The sequence below is a fragment of the Hypericibacter terrae genome (assembly GCF_008728855.1).
Lineage (GTDB): Bacteria > Pseudomonadota > Alphaproteobacteria > Dongiales > Dongiaceae > Hypericibacter > Hypericibacter terrae.
In genome coordinates, this window is the sequence record NZ_CP042906.1 from 4,894,427 (window position 1) to 4,914,011 (window position 19,585).

The 19,585-nt window shown below is 64.4% G+C and carries 15 protein-coding genes and 1 pseudogene; 7 read left to right on the forward strand and 9 right to left on the reverse strand.

What is annotated here, in order from left to right; genetic code table 11:
- Positions 1 to 47 precede the first annotated feature (47 nt).
- Positions 48 to 857 carry a ChbG/HpnK family deacetylase gene (locus FRZ44_RS22365; protein ID WP_191908251.1) on the forward strand — a complete coding sequence of 270 codons (810 nt, stop codon included), beginning with the start codon at positions 48 to 50 and terminating at the stop codon, positions 855 to 857.
- A 372-nt stretch (positions 858 to 1,229) separates the two neighbouring features.
- The gene (locus FRZ44_RS22370) at positions 1,230 to 1,958 is read left to right on the forward strand and encodes a hypothetical protein (protein ID WP_151179259.1); all 729 of its coding nucleotides are present in this window, start codon (positions 1,230 to 1,232) and stop codon (positions 1,956 to 1,958) included.
- On the opposite strand, the gene FRZ44_RS22375 is transcribed toward FRZ44_RS22370, so the two are convergent.
- The 6 genes and pseudogenes from FRZ44_RS22375 to FRZ44_RS22395 form a co-directional block, all read right to left on the reverse strand.
- The gene (locus FRZ44_RS22375; protein WP_151179260.1) at positions 1,931 to 3,091 is read right to left on the reverse strand and encodes a DNA cytosine methyltransferase; all 1,161 of its coding nucleotides are present in this window, start codon (positions 3,089 to 3,091) and stop codon (positions 1,931 to 1,933) included. The genes FRZ44_RS22370 and FRZ44_RS22375 overlap by 28 nt on opposite strands.
- 75 nt (positions 3,092 to 3,166) lie before the next feature.
- The gene (locus tag FRZ44_RS22380; RefSeq protein ID WP_151179261.1) at positions 3,167 to 3,574 is read right to left on the reverse strand and encodes a very short patch repair endonuclease; all 408 of its coding nucleotides are present in this window, start codon (positions 3,572 to 3,574) and stop codon (positions 3,167 to 3,169) included.
- A 110-nt stretch (positions 3,575 to 3,684) separates the two neighbouring features.
- The gene (locus FRZ44_RS27690; RefSeq protein WP_456077629.1) at positions 3,685 to 4,125 is read right to left on the reverse strand and encodes a (deoxy)nucleoside triphosphate pyrophosphohydrolase; all 441 of its coding nucleotides are present in this window, start codon (positions 4,123 to 4,125) and stop codon (positions 3,685 to 3,687) included.
- Between the two features lie 129 nt (positions 4,126 to 4,254).
- A pseudogene (locus FRZ44_RS27695) lies at positions 4,255 to 4,659 on the reverse strand (GNAT family N-acetyltransferase); the annotation flags it as partial.
- Complete coding sequence (argJ, locus tag FRZ44_RS22390) at positions 4,640 to 5,869, reverse strand: bifunctional glutamate N-acetyltransferase/amino-acid acetyltransferase ArgJ (protein ID WP_151179263.1); 1,230 nt, start codon at positions 5,867 to 5,869, stop codon at positions 4,640 to 4,642. The pseudogene FRZ44_RS27695 and the gene argJ, both read right to left, overlap by 20 nt.
- 163 nt (positions 5,870 to 6,032) lie before the next feature.
- The gene (locus FRZ44_RS22395; RefSeq protein ID WP_151179264.1) at positions 6,033 to 6,986 is read right to left on the reverse strand and encodes a peptidylprolyl isomerase; all 954 of its coding nucleotides are present in this window, start codon (positions 6,984 to 6,986) and stop codon (positions 6,033 to 6,035) included.
- Positions 6,987 to 7,383: 397 nt separating this feature from the next.
- Here FRZ44_RS22395 and secA point away from each other — a divergent pair, with 397 nt between their 5' ends.
- The gene (gene secA, locus FRZ44_RS22400; protein ID WP_151179265.1) at positions 7,384 to 10,155 is read left to right on the forward strand and encodes a preprotein translocase subunit SecA; all 2,772 of its coding nucleotides are present in this window, start codon (positions 7,384 to 7,386) and stop codon (positions 10,153 to 10,155) included.
- A 206-nt stretch (positions 10,156 to 10,361) separates the two neighbouring features.
- On the opposite strand, the gene FRZ44_RS22405 is transcribed toward secA, so the two are convergent.
- Positions 10,362 to 11,318 carry an acetyl-CoA carboxylase carboxyltransferase subunit alpha gene (locus FRZ44_RS22405; protein WP_151179266.1) on the reverse strand — a complete coding sequence of 319 codons (957 nt, stop codon included), beginning with the start codon at positions 11,316 to 11,318 and terminating at the stop codon, positions 10,362 to 10,364.
- A gap of 347 nt (positions 11,319 to 11,665) precedes the next feature.
- Between FRZ44_RS22405 and FRZ44_RS22410 the strand changes: the two genes are divergently transcribed.
- The 4 genes from FRZ44_RS22410 to FRZ44_RS22425 all read left to right on the forward strand — a co-directional run bounded on the left by FRZ44_RS22410 (position 11,666) and on the right by FRZ44_RS22425 (position 16,960).
- Positions 11,666 to 13,015: an aspartate aminotransferase family protein gene (locus FRZ44_RS22410; RefSeq protein WP_151179267.1), complete on the forward strand. Its 1,350-nt coding sequence runs from the start codon at positions 11,666 to 11,668 to the stop codon at positions 13,013 to 13,015.
- A gap of 195 nt (positions 13,016 to 13,210) precedes the next feature.
- The gene (locus FRZ44_RS22415) at positions 13,211 to 14,320 is read left to right on the forward strand and encodes an ABC transporter substrate-binding protein (RefSeq protein WP_151179268.1); all 1,110 of its coding nucleotides are present in this window, start codon (positions 13,211 to 13,213) and stop codon (positions 14,318 to 14,320) included.
- Between the two features lie 76 nt (positions 14,321 to 14,396).
- Positions 14,397 to 14,702, forward strand: coding sequence for a hypothetical protein (locus FRZ44_RS22420; RefSeq protein ID WP_151179269.1), 306 nt, complete (start codon positions 14,397 to 14,399; stop codon positions 14,700 to 14,702).
- 26 nt (positions 14,703 to 14,728) lie between these two features.
- Positions 14,729 to 16,960, forward strand: a complete 2,232-nt coding sequence (locus tag FRZ44_RS22425) for a N,N-dimethylformamidase beta subunit family domain-containing protein (protein ID WP_151179270.1) — start codon at positions 14,729 to 14,731, stop codon at positions 16,958 to 16,960.
- A 145-nt stretch (positions 16,961 to 17,105) separates the two neighbouring features.
- Here the strand turns inward: FRZ44_RS22425 and FRZ44_RS22430 are convergent, their stop codons facing one another.
- Both FRZ44_RS22430 and FRZ44_RS22435 read right to left on the reverse strand, forming a co-directional pair.
- Positions 17,106 to 18,266 (reverse strand): Fic family protein, encoded by a 1,161-nt coding sequence (locus FRZ44_RS22430; RefSeq protein ID WP_151179271.1) that lies wholly within the window; start codon positions 18,264 to 18,266, stop codon positions 17,106 to 17,108.
- Positions 18,267 to 18,448: 182 nt separating this feature from the next.
- Positions 18,449 to 19,429: an HpcH/HpaI aldolase/citrate lyase family protein gene (locus tag FRZ44_RS22435; protein WP_151179272.1), complete on the reverse strand. Its 981-nt coding sequence runs from the start codon at positions 19,427 to 19,429 to the stop codon at positions 18,449 to 18,451.
- Between the last annotated feature and the right edge of the window lie 156 nt (positions 19,430 to 19,585).

Sequence of the window (19,585 nt, forward strand, 5' to 3'; positions counted from 1 at the left end):
TGTCGAGACTGCGGCGAGAAAGTGTCCGGCTTCATAAAATGCGATTAATGTCCTCCCCCCTGGTGTGCGCGGACGATTACGGCCTGGCACCCGGCGTCGATCGGGCGATCCGCGAGCTGGCCGCCGACCGGCGTCTCGATGCCATCAGCGTCATGACCGTTTTCGACGATTTCGACAGCGAGATCGCGCCTCTCGTCGCGGTCGCGGGCCCCTGCCGGATCGGGCTGCATTTCACCCTGACCGATTTTTCGCCGCTCGGCCCGATGAAGAAAATTTCACCAAACGGCCGACTTCCCTCCATGGCCCTGTTCCTGCTGCGCGCCTATACACGCCAGCTCGACGGCCGGGAGATCGCGGCCGAGCTGGAGCGGCAGTTCCAGCGGCTGGCGACGGCGCTGGGACGCAAGCCCGATTTCATCGATGGCCACAAGCATGTGCAGGTGCTGCCGATCGTGCGCGAGGTGGTGCTGGCCCACGCCCGCCGTCATGACGTGCCGGTGCGCATGATCGAGCTGCCCGCAGGCGTCGCCAAGAATGCGCTGCCCCAGCAGGGCAAGGCCGCCATGCTCGGCCGGATGGGGCGGCGGCTGGCGGAGGAGGCTGGCGATCAGGCCCTCAATCGCGGCTTCCTGGGCGTGCGCAGTTTCAGTCCCCGCGAATCCTATCGCGCGCTGTTCCGCCGTTGGCTCGCGGTGGCGCCGACCGGCAGCCTGATCATGTGCCATCCGGGATTTCCCGACGAGACGCTGGCGGCGCGCGACTGCGTCACGACCACGCGCGCCGGCGAGTTCGCCTATCTCTCCAGCCCCGGCTATCTCGCCGACCGGGCGGAATACGCCCGCAGGCAGAAGAACTAAAGACCCCCTCGTCCGACTGCCTCGATGCCGAGCCAAGATTAGAAGCTGTGAGCTGAGCGCATAATCCGGGTCACTAAAGATGAACCCGGGCCCGCAAACCCTATTGCAGGGCCTCCGACCGAATTTCTGAGCTATTGCGCGTTGGAGTTGCGCTGGTAACGTGGCAGTGGCTCCCAGAGTCGCGGTGGGAGGGGTTATTCAGAAATATGTACTGGCTCGAAAGGACAATAGATGCGGGGGCTAGAGATACTTGCGCGCTCGCTCAGCGTCGCAACAACTGGTAGCCCGCTCGGCAGCCCATTCAAGTATGAGAATGCTTGGCAATATCATCCAAGAAGCGATCGTCATTCTAAGATTGCCTGCTGGGCAATCATGCTGGATTTGCTGAATGAATCGCCGCTGCTTCGCCAGCACGCGGAGAATGGCAAAATCAGATTTGGCATCAACCATGAGATGACGGATTTTGCTCGCAGCAGAAAGAAGAATCTCGACATGGTCATCTGCCGAGGTTCTTCTGCCCAGCCGCTCGCCGGCGCAGGAACGTTTTCTAGCCTTCGAGACGTATACAGAATCGAGCTCAACTCTGCCGATCTGAAATGCCTTGCGAAGCTTCCCGATATTCCCTTGGCAAAACCATCGACGGTGCTTGTCGCGTTAGAAGCAAAAGCCTGCATGACAGAATTCGGGAAGGCCAGGCCCCGGCTATATGATGAACTGAACAGTTCGCATCTCACCATACATGGAGACTCGGCCAGTGCTATCGCCGCGGGGTTCTCCATGGTCAACATTGCAGATAGCTTTGTTTCTCCGCTACGCAATCATTGGCTTATTGGCACTCAGCCGACAGCGGTTTCACAACATAGGCAGCCACACGCGGCTCAGAGTATTGTCGACAAACTCATGCAACTTCCTCGGCGTTCCAACTCTAACACCGAGGGTTTCGATGCCTTTGCGATTGCCGTTGTGAGGTGCCCCAACGATGGCTCGCCTGTTACGCTTCATGACGCCCCGCCCGCCCCCCAGCCGGGTGACGTGTATAACTATGCGGGATTCATTGGTCGACTAGCGCATCTCTATGCCACGCAATTTTCCAGTATCTGACGAGGCATCTCGACATTTCCAAGATGCGCTTCCACAGCAGGGATGAACCCTTCTGGAAATCGCAATGTCGCAATACGCGTGCGAGACAGGAAACCCGACGTGGCTCGAACGCTTAACGGCGTTCCGGAATGCATTAGAAAGTCGGCCAGCGGGTCGGGACGCACTCCAATCGGATCGGTACCAACGCCCACGCTATGCCGTCGCACCCCGTCAAATCGGGCTGCGCGCGGCAATTTTCCTTGTTCGGGAAAGGCGCCATCAAGAAGACGATCGTACTGGCCCGGCCTAGCCAATCGGTCGCCAACCCACTTGGATACGGGAACACTCACAGCGCTCCCAACCAGTCCCCAACGAAATCCAGGGCGAACGACATTTTCCGCAGGACTCGTCCATTCCTCGGAAAACCCCTGGAGTCTCTCTGCGTCTCGAATATCTGGTTTGATGATCTGCCCATTTGGTAACAGCACCGCAGGGGGAGAAGGAATCCCTATTGTTGAGCCGTTCTTTAGCGTAGGTACCGCATTGGCAGCCCAACCAAGGCCTCCTCGGCCTTCGGTCCAATAGAACCCGTGCGCGATTCTTCCCAGCGCGGTCTTTGGCCTTTCCAATGGAGAGTCCTCAGCCAGGAGCACGTTGGCTGGATCTCCTTCGCGCGAAGCGAGCAAAAAAACGCGCTCGCGCCGATGTGGCAATCCGAATCCAAATGTATCGACCACGCGCCACGCCCAAAGATAGCCCAGTTCCTCAAGGGCCGCAGTGATCCGGCGCATAGCATCGCCGCCGCGAAGCTGAAGCATGAATGGAACGTTCTCGAGCAATATCCACTTGGGCCGCGCGATCGAGGCCAGCCGGAAAACCTCGCCGACCAGCCCGCTTCGACTTCCATCGAGCCCCTTGGTCATGCCGGCTTGGCTCAGATCCTGGCAAGGAAACCCCGCCGCGATCAGATCTGTTCCGCCTGGCAAGTCCCGCAGTGCCCGAACATCACCTTGGAGCTCGATATTCGGAAAACGATGCGAAAGGACGGCGCGCGCAGCGGGCAGAATTTCAGACATCAGGACCGTCTCATGGCCTGCTTCCGACAGCCCAAGCTCCAGTCCCCCAATTCCCGCGAACAGCCCAACAGTCCTCACGCTAGTCTCCTCTGGTGGTTCAATATATTGGGGGTGTCATGCGCCAAAACGCAAGATGTAGGCGGTATCCTAAAATCAATGCGTTAGCAGCCTTCGAAGCCGCCGCTCCAACAAAGGAATATTCCGAGTTTCGCACTCCCAGATGGCATAAACGTTCCATGAATCTCTCTTAAGTTGTAGCTTGACCCTAGCATCTCGTTCTCGATTTGTCTCGATCTTTTGTAGCCAAAAATCGGTTCTTGTCTTGGGTATGGTCGCTAGGCGACAGCCCCGGTGGCCGTGCCAAAAACAACCGTGCACCAGAATGACTTTACGCAGCCGTGGAAAGACCACGTCCGGTGTTCCTGGAAGATCTCGTCTGTGGAGACGAAATCGATAGCCGAGTCGATGGGCAAGCCGCCGAACGATCAGCTCCGGGGTCGTGCCCTTCTGCCGGACACGACCCATGAGTGCGCTGCGCCGCTCTCTTGAGAGAGTGTCCATGTTTCACCCTCCATATTCTCGATCGAATTGACCGGCTCATTAGTCAGTACAGGAATGCGGCACCCAGTCTTTTCTGGCCCGCATTCGCCTTATTGTGGGTCTCTCGGCACCTAAAGCAGATCCTGCAGCACTGGAATCAGCGGCAGGTCTGCCGGCGGCATCGGATAGTCCGCGAGCTTCTGCGGCCGCACCCAGGCCAGCGTCTGGCCCTCATGGGGATGGGGCGTGCCCTTCCAGACGCGGCAGACATAGAGCGGCATCAGCAGATGGAATTTCTCGTAGCGATGCGAGGCGAAGGCGATCGGCGCCAGGCAGCTCTCGCTGGTGTCGATGCCGAGCTCCTCCTTCAGCTCGCGCACCAGCGCCTCCTCCGGGCTTTCTCCCTCCTGGAGCTTGCCGCCCGGAAACTCCCACAGCCCCGCCATCGACCTGCCCTTCGGCCGCTGCGCCAGCAGCACGCGGCCGTCGGCATCGATCAGCGCGACCGCGACCACCAGCAGAATGGGCAGCGCGGATTGCGCACGATGCTTCTGCCATTGCGCCTGTTCCAGCGCACGCCGCTCCACCTTGTGCTTGCCGCCGCGCGCCGGCGCCTCGGTCTCGGCCATGCCGGTATAGGTCAGACCCGCCTTCTCCTGCACGCGGATCGAGGCCCGGTTCTCCGGCACGGCCATCGCGATCAGGGAGGAAAGTCCGATCTTGCGAAACGCATGCTCGATCACGGCCTTGAGCGCCTCGCTGGCATAGCCGCGCCGCCAGAAGGGCTTGCCGATCCAGAAGCCGATCTCGGCCTCGCCCGGTCCCTCGAGCTCGAGCCCGATCAGGCCCACGGGCTCGCGGTCCTCGCGCCGTTCGATGGCGAAGGTGGGCCCGTCCTTGGGGTCGAGGCTGCGCACGAAATCCACGGCCCCGCCCGGAGGATAGGGATGCGGAATCCGCGCGGTGTGGCGCGCGATGTCCCAATCGCTGACATAGCGCTCGATCCAGGGCGCGTCGGCCAGCGTGACGGCGCGCAGGATCAGGCGCGGCGTCTCGATCCGCAGCGCCGCGCAGCCGGACTCGCTGTCAGCTCCGATAGTCGCCATTGATCGCGATATAGCCGTGGGTCAGATCGCAGCTCCAGACCCTGGCCTCGCCGCGGCCGAGCCCCAGATCGACGGCGATGGCGATCTCGCGGCCCTTCATATGGGCGGCGACCGGCGCCTCGTCATAGCCGGCGACGCGCTGGCCCTTGGCGGCGACGGTGGTGCCGCCGATCGAGATCTTGAGCTTGTCGCGCTCGGCCTTCTCGCCGGCCTTGCCGACCGCCATGACGATGCGGCCCCAATTGGCATCGGCGCCGGCGACCGCAGTCTTGACCAGCGGCGAATTGCCGATCGCGAGCGCGATGCGATGGGCGGATTTGTCCGAGACCGCGCCGGTGACGTCGATCGTCATCAGCCGGGTCGCTCCCTCGCCGTCGCGCGCCACCTGAACCGCCAGATCGACGAGGAGATCGTCGAGCGCCTTGCGGAAGGTCTTGAGATGGGCGTCCGCCGCGCTCTTCACGGCCGCGTGCTTGGCCTGGCCGGTCGCCACCAACAGCAGCGTGTCGCTGGTCGAGGTGTCGCCATCGACCGTGATGCAGTTGAAGGAGCGCTCATTGCCGGTGCTCAAGAGCTTCTGCAGGACGGGTGCGGGAATCTTCGCGTCGGTCGCGACGAAGGCCAGCATGGTCGCCATGTCGGGCTGGATCATGCCCGAGCCCTTGGCGATCCCGTTGATCGTGACGGTGACGCCGCCGATCCTGGCCTGGCGGGTGGCGAGCTTGGGGAAGGTGTCGGTCGTCATGATCGCGGCCCCGGCATCGGCCCAGCCGCCGCCGCTCAGATTGCGATGGAGACCATCCAGGCCCGCCAACAGCTTCTCGACCGGCAGCGGCTCGCCGATGACACCGGTCGAAGCCAGGAAAACCTCGCCGATCTTGCAGCCCAGCGTTTCGGCGACAGCCTTGGCCGAACGGTCGCAGGCGGCCTTGCCGAGCTTGCCGGTAAAGGCGTTGGCATTGCCGGAATTGACCAGGATGGCGCGCGCCGTCTTGCCCTTGAGATGCTTCCGGCAGAGATCCACCGGGGCGCTGGGGGCGAGCGAACGGGTGAAGACGCCGGCCACCGTCGATCCGGGCGCGAACTCGATCAGCGTCGCATCCTTGCGGCCCTTATATCGGATCTCGCAGGCGGCCGCCGACAGCCTGACGCCGGCGATCGGCGGGAGGGTGGGAGTCTGGGCGGGCGCGAGCGGCGAGCGATCCAGCATGGGTCCTGACCTCGGGGAAGTTTCAGGGCGAAGGGCCGATCCGAAGGCCCGCCCTCATCCGGTTTGAAAAACCCCGCCCCGGCCTTCAGCCGGAGCGGGGATCACGTCATAGCAAACTTTGGGGCAGGCTGGGCAGCCCTGCCCAGCCTCCGTCAAAGAGATGTCACTGAGCCGGCGCGGTGGTCGCCGGGGCGGTCGTTCCGTCGGTCGCCGGTGCCGCCGCACCCCCATCGGCCGGAGCCGGCGGGGTGTCGGGCCGCGGCGTGCCGTCCGGATTGAAGAGCTCGATCTTCGCCGTCGCGCGCAGCTCCTCGACCTTCTTGCCGACGATCTCTTCGGCGATCTGGCTCTGCAGCTCCGACTTCATCTCGTCGAGGGTCGGCGGCTTCCGCTCGCGCTTGTCCTCGAGGAAGATCACATGCCAGCCGAATTCGGTCTGGACCGGGGTCTCGGTGTATTTGCCCTTTTCCAGCGCCATGGCGGCGTCGGCGAAGGGCTTCACCATCTCTTCGGGCAGGAAATAGCCCAGATCGCCGCCGTTCGAAGCGGCCGGATCGGTCGACTTGGTCTTGGCCAGCTCCGCGAAATTCGCGCCCTTGTCCAACTCGGCGATCACGGCGACCGCTTCTTCCTTGGTCTTGAGCAGGATATGGCGGGCATGGATCTCGGTCTTGGGCGGGTTGGCCGCCACATAGGCGTCGTAGCGCTTCTGGATCTCGGCGTCCGTCACCCCGTCATGGATCAGGTTGGTCATATAGACCTGACGGATGGCCTGGCTCTCATAGGCCTTCATCATCTTCTGGACTTCGGGGTCGTTGGCCAGGTTCGCATCGCGGCCGGCCTGGGCCAGCAGCTCGAGACCGACCAGCCGCTCGACCAGGGCCGGGAAGATCAGGTCGATCTGCTGCTGATACTGCTCGGGCAGGCCGCGGGCCGAGGCGACCACGTCGGAATGATGGAGGGGGGTGCCATTGACGGTGGCGACGACCGGATCGGTGTCGGCCGCAGGCGCGGCGGGGGCGGCGGCAGGGGCCGTGGTGGTGGCGTCGTCGGCCAGAAGCGGATGCGTGGCGAAGACGAGGACGGCCGCGGCGCCGGCCATGAGCAACTTGTTCATCGATGGCTCTGGAAAGGTTTAAGAGATGCCAGCAGCCGTCATGATTGGGCCAGAGGCCGCTTGGGCGGCGCCCATCATGCACAGCGCCGGTCCCGGCACAAGGCCGCCGGGGGCCGCAATCGCGGGGCCAATTTCGTCACATTGGCGTGACAGGCTGCCGGGCAAGCGAGGGGCTGACCGGATCCGGACCCCGCCCTGTCGGGGGGTGCTTCGGCCGGGGCTGGGTCCTAGCGACGCGGAACCGGCCCCTTGCGTTGACAGGCCAGGGGCGGGGTCCTATGTCTCTTTCCGCCCCGGGCCCCAAAGGGGCTGCCCGGTTGGTTTGCCGGCCTTTTTTGACCTTTTCCCGAGGCGACGCCCCCGAAACGGGGCCATTCGCGCGCTCTTCGAGGTTTGAATGCTTTCCGTCCTTGCCAAACGGCTGTTCGGCTCCGCCAACGACCGTTACATCAAGACTCTCGCCAAGTCTGTTCAGGAGATCAACGCGCTCGAGCCCGAGGTCAAGGCGCTGGACGACGAGGCGCTCAAGGCCCGCACGGCCTGGCTCAAGGATCGGCTCGCCAAGGGCGAGACGCTCGACGACATCCTGCCCGACGCCTTCGCCACGGTGCGCGAGGCCGCCTTCCGCGTGCTCGGCCAGCGGCATTTCGATGTCCAGCTCATGGGCGGCATCGTGCTCCATCGCGGCATGATCGCCGAGATGAAGACCGGCGAAGGCAAGACGCTGGTCGCGACCCTGCCCGTCTATCTGAACGCGCTCTCGGGCGACGGTGTCCATGTCGTCACCGTGAACGACTATCTGGCCCAGCGCGACGCCGAGTGGATGGGTCAGATCTATCGTTTCCTCGGCCTGACCGTCGGCTGCATCGTCCATGGCCTCAACGACATCGAGCGCCAGAAGCAGTATGCCGCCGACGTCACCTACGCCACCAACAACGAGCTGGGCTTCGACTATCTGCGCGACAATCTGAACAAGTACGACATCAGGCAGATGGTGCAGCGCGAGAAGTTCAACTTCGCGATCGTCGACGAGGTCGACAGCATCCTGGTCGACGAGGCGCGCACCCCGCTCATCATCTCCGGCCCGACCGAGGATTCCTCCGAGCTCTACATCAAGATCGATGCGCTGATCCCGCATCTGGTGGCGGCCGATTTCGAGCTGGACGAGAAGGGCCGCCAGGTGACGCTGACCGAGCCCGGCGTCGAGCATATGGAGCAGTTGCTGAAGGATGCCGGCCTGCTGCGCAGCGATTCGATGTACGACATCCAGAACGTGGCGCTGGTGCATCACACCATGCAGGGCCTCAAGGCCCACAAGCTGTTCCAGCGCGACCGCGATTACATCGTCAAGGACAACAAGGTCATCATCATCGACGAGTTCACCGGCCGCATGATGGAAGGCCGGCGCTACTCGGAGGGGCTGCATCAGGCGCTCGAGGCCAAGGAGCGTGTGCAGATCCAGAACGAGAACCAGACCCTCGCTTCGATCACGTTCCAGAACTTCTTCCGCCTCTATCCGAAGCTGGCCGGCATGACCGGCACGGCCATGACCGAGGCGCCGGAATTCTCGGACATCTACGGTCTCGACGTCATCGAGATCCCGACCAACCTGCCCACCATCCGCAAAGACGACGACGACCAGGTCTTCCGCACCGCCAAGGAAAAATACACCGCGATCATCGAGGCGATCATCGATGCGCGCACCCGCAAGCAGCCGGTGCTGGTCGGCACGGCCAGCATCGAGAAGTCCGAGCTGCTCTCCTCGATGCTCAAGCAGCGCCACATCCCCCACCAGGTGCTGAACGCGCGCTATCACGAGCAGGAAGCCTACATCATCGCCGATGCCGGCGTGCCGGGGGCCGTGACCATCGCCACCAACATGGCCGGCCGCGGCACCGACATCCAGCTCGGCGGCAATATCGACATGCGCATCCGGCGCGAGACCGAGGCCATGGAGGAGGCCCAGCGCAAGGCCAAGATCGAGCAGATCAAGGCCGAGGTGGCATCCGCCAAGCAAGTGGCGCTCGACGCCGGCGGGCTCTTCGTGCTCGGCACCGAGCGCCATGAGAGCCGGCGCATCGACAACCAGCTGCGCGGCCGTTCCGGCCGCCAGGGCGATCCCGGCGCCTCGCGCTTCTATCTGTCCCTCGAGGACGACCTGATGCGCATCTTCGGCTCCGAGCGCATGGATTCGATGCTGCAGAAGCTCGGCCTCAAGGAAGGCGAGGCCATCGTCCATAGCTGGGTGAACAAGGCGCTGGAGAAGGCGCAGCAGAAGGTCGAGGCGCGGAATTTCGAGATCCGCAAGAATCTGCTGAAGTTCGACAACGTCATGAACGATCAGCGCAAGGTGATCTACGAGCAGCGCCGCGAGCTGATGCAGGCGGAAGAGCTCGGCCAGACCATCGCCGACATGCGCCACGAGACGATCCATGCCCTGGTCGAGAGCACCATCCCCAAGGGCTCCTACCCCGAGCAGTGGGAAGTGGGTCGCCTCCATGAGGAGGTCTTGCGCATCCTGGCGCTGGACCTGCCGGTCGAGGCCTGGGCCAAGGAAGAGGGCATCGATGTCGACATGGTGCTCGAGCGCCTGACCGAGGCCTCGGACAAGCATACGGCCGAGCGCGAGCTGCGCTTCGGCGCCGAGATCATGCGCAAGGCCGAGCAGAACCTGCTGCTCCAGATCCTCGACCATCTGTGGAAGGAGCATCTGCTGGCGCTGGATCATCTGCGCCACGGCATCGGCCTCCGGGCCTACAGCCAGCGCGACCCGCTCAACGAATATCGCCGCGAGGCCTTCGAGCTGTTCGAGGGCCTGCTCGCGCGCCTGCGCGAGACCGTGACGAGCGTGCTGTCGCATATCGAGATCCGCGTCAGCCGCCCGGAAGACCTGGCCCCGCCGGCGCCCTCGACGCCGATGCGCGAGACGCGCCAGGACCCGGCCCTGGCGGAGGGCGCCAACGGTGCTGCACCCGCGGCCGCCTCGGGCAGCCCGGTCGTCGGCATGGCGCGCCCCAATGGCGGCGCGGCGCGCCCGATGGCCATGAGCGCCGCCTCGGCCGCCGCCCAGCCCCGCGTCCCCGAATCGCAGTTCGGCAAAGTCCAGCGCAACGCGCCCTGCCCCTGCGGCTCCGGCAAGAAATTCAAGCAGTGCCACGGGAAGGTGTGAGGGAGCGCCGCTCGGTCATCCCGCGCACCCAATTGTCATCCCCGCGAAAGCGGGGACCCAACTCTCAGCTCAACGCGTTGGATCAGCATGGGCCCCCGCTTTCGCGGGGGTGACAGTGGGAGGGGCGCTAACGCCCTATTCCGTCATGCCAGCGAAGAGGCGCGCTATCGACGGTAGCGCGAAGCCGGGTGTGACGCCCGAGGCCCCTACCCCAGCCCCTTCTCGCCCATGGCGAGGAACTTCTCGCGTCGCGTCCGCCGGAGATCGTCGCCCGAGAGGCCGTCGAGCTCCGTCAGGGACTTTTCCAGCGCCGCCCCCAGCGCCGAGATCGTCTCCTCGCGGCCGCGATGGGCGCCGCCGAGGGGCTCGGGCACAATCTCGTCGATCACGCCGAGCTTCAGCAGATCCTCCGAGGTGAGCTTGAGGGCCTCGGCCGCTTCCTTGGCCTGCTCGGCCGAGCGCCAGAGGATCGAGGCGCAGCCTTCGGGCGAGATCACCGAATAGACGGCGTGCTCCAGCATCAGCACGCGATTGCCGGCGGCAAGCGCGATGGCCCCGCCCGAGCCGCCTTCGCCGATGATGGCCGCCACCAGCGGCACGCGGACCTTGAGGCAGGTCTCGATCGAGCGCGCGATCGCCTCGGCCTGTCCCCGCGCCTCGGCGTCGACGCCCGGATAGGCGCCCGGCGTGTCGACCAGCGCGATGATCGGCAGGGCGAATCGATCCGCCAGATCCATCAGGCGCTGCGCCTTGCGATAGCCCTCGGGGCGCGCCATGCCGAAATTATGGCGCACGCGGCTGGCGGTGTCGGAGCCCTTCTCATGGCCCATCACCATCACCGGCCGGCCGCGGAAGCGCGCCAGCCCGCCCTGGATCGCGCGGTCGTCGGCGAAGCTGCGGTCGCCCGAGAGCGGCGTGAACTCCTGGAACAGGTTGGCGACATAGTCGAGGAAATGCGGGCGCTCGGGATGGCGCGCCACCAGCGTCTTCTGCCAGGCGGTCAGCTTGCCGTAGGTTTGGCGCAGCAGCTTGTCGACCTTGCCCTGAAGGCGCGCGACTTCCTCGGCGACATTGATGTCGCCCTTGTTCTCCAGATGGCGGAGCTCTTCGATCTTGCCTTCGAGCTCGGCGATCGGCTTTTCGAAATCGAGGAAAGTGGGCATCGGTCCTTTTGCGAGGATCGGGCCCCGCGATACCGGCGGGAGTTCCCCTGGTCGGCCGCTCGCGAGATCCCTTCAGGCGTCCGGCCGCGAACGGGCCATGAACTGTTCAGTTGTGCCAGCTTGCGGCGCAGAAATCATCCGGAACCGGGAAACCCCGCGCCGACCGGCAGGCGGGCCAGCATTTAGCACAGGCGGGACCGGCCCGGCGACCGCAAAAATCATAGGGGCATCGCCCGCTCGCGCGCTTGCCATAGCCCCGGGTTCTGGCAGATTACCGCGCTCTTTCCACGTCTTGCCGCCGGCGTCCCGGGACGCCGGCGGCCCGTCTCGCCCGCCAGGAGCAATCCATGTCCAAGCCCGCCAAAGCCGCCAGCGCTGCCACCCATTTCGGCGAAGGCGCGCTGCCGAAGATCGCCTGGGGCAAGGGCTCTTGCGTCTATGACACGACCGGCAAGCGCTATCTCGACGGCTCGGGCGGGCCGGCCGTGTTCTGCCTCGGTCATGGCAACGAGGAGGTCAACGACGCGATCAAGGCGCAGCTCGATCGCGTGGCGCATGGCTATCGCTACGCCTTCACCAGCGACCCGCTGGAAGAGCTGACCGAGATCGTGGCCGGCAACAGCGGCGGCGGCCTGAACCGCATGGTGTTCGTCTCCGGCGGATCGGAGGCGGTCGAATCCTGCCTCAAGCTGGCGCTGCAATATCATTCCGCGCGCGGCGAGACGACGCGCCGGCGCTTCATCTCGCGCCAGCGCTCCTGGCATGGCAACACGCTGGGCGCTCTCGCCATCTCCGGCTTCCGCGACCGCCGGCTGCCCTTCGAGGGCGCGCTGACCGAGGCCAGCTTCCTCTCGACCGTCAACGAGTACCGTCCGCCCAAGGGCGTGAAGCCGGAAGACGTCGCGACCTACTGCGCCGACGAGCTCGAGCGCGAGATCCTGCGCCAGGGGCCCGAGCATATCGCCGCCTTCGTGTTCGAGCCGGTGGTGGGGGCCGCCGGCGGCGCGCTGCCGGCACCGGCCAGCTATGCCAAACGCATCCGCGAGGTCTGCGATCGCTATGGCGTGCTCATGATCGCCGACGAGGTCATGTGCGGCGCCGGGCGCTGCGGCACCTGGCGCGCGCTCGAGCATGACGGCGTCGAGCCCGACATCATGTCGGTCGCCAAGGGCCTCGCCGGCGGCTATATGCCGCTGGGCGTCGCGGTCTATCACGAGCGCGTGGCGGGACCGCTGCTCGAGCGTTATGGCGCGCCTCTGACGGGCCACACCTTCACCGGCCATACCGCCGCCTGCGCCGCCGGTGTGGCGGTGCAGAAGATCGTCGCGCGCGACAGGCTGGTCGCGCGCGTCGCGCGCGAGGGCGCCAAGCTCAAGCAGGTGCTGCAGGACCGGCTGGGATCCCGCGACTATGTCGGCAATATCCGCGGCCGCGGCTTCTTCCTCGGCATCGAGCTGGTCGCCGACAAGGCGACCAAGGAGCCGTTCGATCCGGCATTGCAGCTCAATATCAAGGTGCGCGACCGGACTTTCGCGAACGGGCTCATCTGCTATCCGACCGGCGGCAATGTCGACGGCATCCGCGGCGACCAGATCATCCTGGCGCCGCCCTACAACGCGACTGAATCCGAACTGGCGGAGATCGTCGATCTGCTCGAGCGCAGCCTGACCGAGGTGATGACGCCGCTCGGACGGTGAGGCCGGGGACGGGCGGCGTCCCGCGGGCGCCCATCCCCCTAAATTTCCACACGAGCTCGGCTTGTGGCGGGATGCGAATCTTGTTGAAGTGACGGGCGTCGAGGGACGAGACGAGAACAAGGGCGAAGAGGTCGAAGACCCGGCGCCCGATCGATCCACGCAAGGATAGAAACTCCAGGGAGAGGAACGCGCATCATGGAAAAGAACCGATTCTTCGATCGCCTGGCCGAGGGCAAGCTCTCGCGCCGCGATTTTCACCGCAGCCTGGCCGCACTGGGCCTGGGCGCCGTGACGACCTACAGCTTCAGCCGTCCGGCCGCCGCCGCCGCCGGCAGCGATCTCAAATATTACACCTGGGCCGGCTACGACATCCCCGACATCATGCAGGACTATGTGAAGAAGTACGGCACGCCGCCGACCTTCAGTCTCTTCGGCGGCACCGAGGAGGCCTTCCAGAAGCTGCAATCGGGCTTCACCACCGATGTCGCGCATCCTTGCGTCGAGGATGTCTCGCGCTGGCACAAGCTCAAGATGATCAAGCCGCTCGACACCGCGAAGCTCAAATATTGGAAGGATGTCTGGCCGGAGCTGCTGGCGCTGCCGGGGGCGAATGTGGACGGCGAGCATTACATCCTGCCGTTCGACTGGGGCAACGGCTCGCTGCTCTATCGCAGCGACAAGGTGCAGCCCGAGGAGATGTCCTGGAAGCTCGCCTTCGACGAGAAATACAAGGGCCAGATATCGATGTACAACGCGACCCCGACCGTCTCGGTCGCGGGGCTGGCGCTCGGGATCAATCCCTATGATTTCTCCGAGGAAGACGGCGCCAAGATCAAGGCCTATCTGATGAAGCAGCGGGCGCTGGTGCGCTTCTACTGGGATGCGCCGGCGGATTATCAGCAGGCGATGGCCTCGGGCGAGATCCTGATCGCCTATGCCTGGAATGACGGCCTCGCCGCCATGAAGAAGCAGGGCATCCCGGTCGAATATATGACGCCGAAGGAAGGCATCCTGAGCTGGACCTGCGGCCTCGTGCACATGGCCAACTCCACCGTGCCCGACGAGCAGGTCTATGACTTACTCGACGCCATGTCCTCGCCGGAAAGCGGCAAATACATGATCGAGCAATATGGCTACGGTCATTGCAACAAGGACTCGTTCAAGATCGCCGACCAGAAGATCGTCGCGGATCTGGGCTTCGCCTCGCCCTCCAACCTGTTCCAGCACAGCGTGTTCGAGACCGAGGTCTCGCCGGAGATGGAGCAGCGGCGCAACAAGATCTTCGAGGATGTGAAGGCCGGCTGATCGTCACGGCCCGGGGCCGGCCCGCGACACTGCGGGCCGGCCGCCATTTTCCGAAGAGTCCTTCCCGGAGCCCTCCATGTATGAGATCGACCCCGAGCGCCTCGATCTGGCGCGCGAGTTCCGCGACAAGCCCTTCGGCCGCCATAGCGGCGAGCTGCAGCGCGTCATCAACCGGATGCGGGCCGGCAGCAACACGGGCCGGCTCGTCCTGGTGACGCTCGAGCGTCACAAGCGCTGGGGCCTCGGCCGGATGGGCGCGGCATTGAGCGACCCGATCACGCCGGTCCCGGGCTACGAATTCACCTCCTACGAAGAGGCGGAGTGGGCCGTGTTCAAGCTGCGCTGGCAGGCTCTGACCGGCCGCGAACTCGTCCTCGACTGACGTCCTCTTCCGACAGGCCCTTTCCCATGCTCGAAATTCTCGGTTACGGCGACCGCCACAGCCTGCGCCCCGGCGACCGGCTTCAGGTCAAGGTCAGCTGCGAGGCCGGCGCTACGCAGTTCCATGCCGAGGTCGTCCGCATGATCTGCGGTGACGATTCGCCGAGCGGCGCCGGCTACAAGGACGCCCCCGTCGCCAGCCCCGCCAATGGCGATTACCCGGCGCGCCGGCAGCCGCTCGATACCGGCTCGGCCGTGCTGGTGGCGCCCTCCCCGCTCCTCGACCGTCTGCAGAGCTTCACCCTCACGGCGCTGGTCTGGCCGACTTTGCCCGGCAAGAAGCCGCAGACCCTGCTGGCGCGCTGGTCGGAGGCGACGCGCGCCGGCTTCCGGCTCGGACTCGACCAGACCGGAGCGCTCGCTCTCGATCTGGGCGACGGCAAAGGCGGGCTCGCCGCGATCAAGACCAACCGCCCGCTGCGCGAGCGCGCCTGGTATCGCGTCACCGCCAGCTTCGATGCCGCAACCGGCGAGGTCCGCCTCAGCCAGCGCCCGCTGGCTCATATGGCGCGCGACGATTCCGGCAGCGAGGCCGAGGCGATCCTGCGGGTCCGGCCGCAAGCACCGGCCGACACGCCCTTCACCATGGCGGCCCATGTCACCGGACGGCGCGGTGCCAAGATTCTTCTGGGCGGCCATTTCAACGGCAAGATCGAGGCGCCGCGGCTGGCTGCACGGGTCTTGCGCGACGACGAGATCGAAGCGCTGCAGTTCGGCATCCCGCCGATCCTGGCGGCCGACGTGATCGCGGCCTGGGATTTCTCGAGGGAGATTCCGACCACGCGCGTGGTCGATCTATCGGTCAACCGGCTCGATGGCGAGACCTTCAACCTGCCGACCCGCGCCATGAAGGGTGCCGCCTGGACCGGCGAGGCAATGCGCTGGACCGACAAGCCGGAGCATTACGGCGCGATCCATTTCCACGACGACGATGTCTATGATGCCGGCTGGTCGACCGATTTCGAGGTGCCGATCACGGCGGAGATGCGCTCGGGCGTCTATGCGGTGAAGCTCACCTGCGGCGAGCGCTATGAGCAGCTCGCCTTCGTCACCTTCTTCGTGCTGCCGCCCAAGGGCAAGACGACCGCCCCCGTCGCCTTCCTCGCCGCCAACGCCACCTACATGGCCTATGCCAACAGCCATCATGGCTGGGACGATGTGCTGGCCGAGATCTGCTACGGCGCGCTGCTGGAGTTCGGCCCCACCGAGCGGACCCTCAATGCGCGCCGCGAGCTCGGCGTCTCGACCTATGACGTGCATAGCGACGGCTCGGGCTCCTGCACCAGCTCGCGGCTCCGGCCCGTGTTGAACACGCGGCCCCGCCATTCGCTCTGGAACTTCGGCGCCGACCTCCATATCACCGACTGGCTCGAGGGCATCCACCAACCCTTCGACGTCATCACCGACGAGATGCTGCATCAAGAGGGCCTGTCGCTCCTGGAGAATTACCGCTGCGTCGTCACGGGCACCCATCCCGAATATCATTCGCTGGCGCAGATGCGCGCGGTCGAGGCTTATCTCGGCCGCGGCGGACGGCTGATCTATATGGGCGGCAACGGCTTCTATTGGCGCATCGCCTGGCATGACACGCTGCCGGGCGTGATCGAGATCCGGCGCGCCGAGAACGGTACGCGCACCTGGGTGGCCGAGCCCGGCGAATATCATCTGAGCTTCACCGCCGAGCTCAGCGGCCTCTGGCGCAACAACGGCATTCCGCCGCAGCAGCTGGTGGGAATCGGCTTCGGCTCGGAGGGCTTCGACGAATCCTCCTGGTACCGGCGGCTGCCCGGCAGCTTCGATCCGCGCGTGTCCTTCATCTTCGAGGGCGTCGGCAAGGACGAGAAGATCGGCGATTTTGGCGTGGTCGGCGGCGGGGCCGCGGGCCTAGAGCTCGACATCGTCGATCCTCGGCAGGGCACGCCGCCCCACGCGCTGCTGCTGGCCTCCTCGGAGCTGCATTCGAACGTCTATGTGCTGACGCCCGAGGAGATGATCTCGACCTATCCCGGCATCGACGGCATCGAGGAGCCCAAGGTGCGCGGCGACATGGTCTTCTTCGAGACGCCCAAGGGCGGTGCGGTGTTCTCCACCGGCTCCATCGCCTGGGCCGGCAGCCTCAGCCATAACGGCTTCAAGAACAACGTGGCGCGGATCACAGGCAACGTGCTGAAGCGCTTCATCGACCCGAAGCCGCTGTAGGGCGAAACTCGCAAAAGGGAGAACCCCTCGAAAGCAGAGTTCTTTCTTCCGGCAGGCGCGTCCCGTCGGTTCCGCCGCAGCACAAGACCGCGCCTAAGAAGCCAACCAAAGCCAAGCTGAAGATGAAAAAGGCATACGGAGATTCTTAGGAATCCGGCGCGTTCGTGATGCGCATAATTTCCCGTGCATAAAACCAGAGCGGTCGGCGGTCCTTGTCGCCCTCGCCAATGATTCCCAAGTCCAGAAGCCTCTTGAGGTTGTTCTTCGCGGCGTTATAGGAAATCTTCAGCTCCCTGCTGACGTGAGGGACGGTAGTCGCTGGAATCTCGAAGAGAGAATCGATGGTCATGGCGAGCAGAGCGGAGGTTCTGGCGGTGCGAATGCGCCCCATGAAATCCCGATGCGAATCCTGCAGCGCATGAGATTTTGTTATCGCGTTGCGGGCCGCCGTTTCAACGCCAGTCAGGAAAAACGCGATCCAGTTATCCCAGGAGCCACTACGGCTGACGTCATACATAAGATCGATGTAAGTGTCGTAGTGCTTCTCCAGATAGGCGCTCAAATACAGCAACGGCTGAGAGAGCGCCTTTTGCTCGCAGAGCATGAGAGGAACGATGAGCCGCCCCACGCGGCCGTTACCATCCGGGAAGGGATGAATGGTCTCGAATTGGTAATGGATGAGCGCCAGCTTGACGAGAAGCGGCAGATCCTCGTTCTTTCGATGAATGAACTTCTCGAGCTCATCGAGAGCGGTCATGGAGTCGTCGGGCGGCGGTGGCACAAACCGGGCGTTCTCGATTGTGCGAGACCCGATCCAATTCTGGTCTGTTTTGAACTGCCCCGGTGCAAAGCGGGCGCCCCTATCCGCGGACACGCCATCCAGGAGAACTTCATGCAGCTCTCGGAAAAGGCGTTTCGACAGAGGGAGACTCGGCACCAGATTGAGTCCCCGCTGAAGAGCAAGGATGTAATTGTGAACTTCCCGGGTATCGGCACTGACATGCTGCGTGGACGGACTCAGCTCCAGCATCAAGAGTTCGGGCGCAGAGGTCACCGTGCCCTCGATCTTCGAGGACGCGACGGCTTCAACTCGCGAAAATGGCCGAATCAACAAATTCGGATTTGGCAACGTTCTGCCGATGCCGCTGAGTTCGCCGAGGGCGAGCGCAGCGTTCGCCAGAGGAGCGGCCAGCCTGGCCAGATCGATATGGGGTGGCGGCAGCGGATGGGGCACGAAAGCCATGCGCCCATGGATCGTTGGCACCAGCCTGCCGGACGGGGAGTTTTTGAAATCGTCTGCGTTCATGGCGGTAACTTGCAATTGAGCGCCATTAGTTGCAGATTTCCACCTATAAATGCAATTTGTTATTGTAATTTATTGAAAAATAACAACAATATTCTTTCTGCTTATCTCTCCATATCTCAAACACCAATTGCCCCTTACGGAGGAGGGATAAAAACGAAGAGCAGAGGAGCGCTAGCTGCCCGTTACTTCGCGGCAGCGACCTGCTTCGCCTTGGCCACCAGCACTTCCGCCTGGCGGATCGACGCGATGTCGATGAGGCGGCCGTCGAGCGCCACGGCGCCTTTGCCTTCGCGCTGCGCCTGGGCCATCGCTTCGAGGATGCGCTTGGCGCGGGTCACTTCGGCTTCGGACGGGCTGTAGACCTCGTTCGCGAGCGCCACCTGCGAGGGATGGATCGCCCATTTGCCTTCGGCGCCCAGCACCGCCGCGCGATAGGCCTGGGCCTTGAAGCCGTCGGGGTCGGAGAAATCGCCGAAGGGGCCGTCGAGCGGCCTGAGGCCGTTGGCGCGAGCGGCCACCACCATGCGGGCGATCGCGTAATGCCACATGTCGCCCCAGTGGAAATCGCGCGGCTTGTCGCCTTCCTTGTCGGTCAGCACGCCATACATCTTGTTGGGCCCGCCGATGACGGTCGTGCGCGCGCGGGTCGAGGCCGCGTAGTCGGCGACGCCGAAGTGCAAAGACTCCAGCCGCTTCGAGCTGCCGGCGATTTCGTTCACATTCTGCATCCCGAGCGCCGTCTCGATGATGAGCTCGAAGCCCAGCCGCTTCTTGCGCTTCACGGCGTCCTCGCACTGCGTCACCAGCATGTCGACCGCATAGACGTCGGCGGGCGTGCCCACCTTGGGGATCATGATCAGGTCGAGCCGCTCGCCGCCCTGCTCGATCACGTCGACCACGTCGCGATACATGTAATGGGTGTCGAGGCCGTTGATGCGCACCGAGAGCGTCTTGGTGCCCCAGTCGATCTCATGCAGCGCCTGGATGATGTTCTTGCGCGCCTGGGCCTTGTCGTCCGGCGCCACCGCGTCCTCGAGATCGAGGAACACCACGTCGGCCGCCGACTTGGCGGCCTTCTCGAAGAGCTGCGGCTGGGAGCCCGGCACCGCCAGCTCGCTGCGGTTGAGGCGGGCTTGCGCCTGATCGACGATCTTGAAGCTCATGGTCCTGGCTCCTCAGTCAGAAAAAATGACGGCGGGCTCACGATCCGGGAGCGACACCGCGCGGCCCCGCGAAAGGCGGCCTAGATGGCGGCAGGAACCCCAACCTGTCAATCCGATTGGGTCGAGAATAATTCGCGCGCCGCACAGGCCGGCGGT

Bases quoted from the DNA above. Each gene is read 5' to 3' on its own strand.
- FRZ44_RS22405 (WP_151179266.1), bottom strand. From the start codon at position 11,318: ATGCCCACTTTCCTCGATTTCGAAAAGCCGATCGCCGAGCTCGAAGGC.
- FRZ44_RS22425 (WP_151179270.1), top strand. From the start codon at position 14,729: ATGCTCGAAATTCTCGGTTACGGCGACCGCCACAGCCTGCGCCCCGGC.
- FRZ44_RS22370 (WP_151179259.1), top strand. From the start codon at position 1,230: ATGCTGGATTTGCTGAATGAATCGCCGCTGCTTCGCCAGCACGCGGAG.
- argJ (WP_151179263.1), bottom strand. From the start codon at position 5,869: ATGCTGGATCGCTCGCCGCTCGCGCCCGCCCAGACTCCCACCCTCCCG.
- FRZ44_RS22365 (WP_191908251.1), top strand. From the start codon at position 48: ATGTCCTCCCCCCTGGTGTGCGCGGACGATTACGGCCTGGCACCCGGC.
- FRZ44_RS22415 (WP_151179268.1), top strand. From the start codon at position 13,211: ATGGAAAAGAACCGATTCTTCGATCGCCTGGCCGAGGGCAAGCTCTCG.
- FRZ44_RS22430 (WP_151179271.1), bottom strand. From the start codon at position 18,266: ATGAACGCAGACGATTTCAAAAACTCCCCGTCCGGCAGGCTGGTGCCA.
- FRZ44_RS22420 (WP_151179269.1), top strand. From the start codon at position 14,397: ATGTATGAGATCGACCCCGAGCGCCTCGATCTGGCGCGCGAGTTCCGC.
- secA (WP_151179265.1), top strand. From the start codon at position 7,384: ATGCTTTCCGTCCTTGCCAAACGGCTGTTCGGCTCCGCCAACGACCGT.
- FRZ44_RS22395 (WP_151179264.1), bottom strand. From the start codon at position 6,986: ATGAACAAGTTGCTCATGGCCGGCGCCGCGGCCGTCCTCGTCTTCGCC.
- FRZ44_RS22410 (WP_151179267.1), top strand. From the start codon at position 11,666: ATGTCCAAGCCCGCCAAAGCCGCCAGCGCTGCCACCCATTTCGGCGAA.
- FRZ44_RS22380 (WP_151179261.1), bottom strand. From the start codon at position 3,574: ATGGACACTCTCTCAAGAGAGCGGCGCAGCGCACTCATGGGTCGTGTC.
- FRZ44_RS22435 (WP_151179272.1), bottom strand. From the start codon at position 19,429: ATGAGCTTCAAGATCGTCGATCAGGCGCAAGCCCGCCTCAACCGCAGC.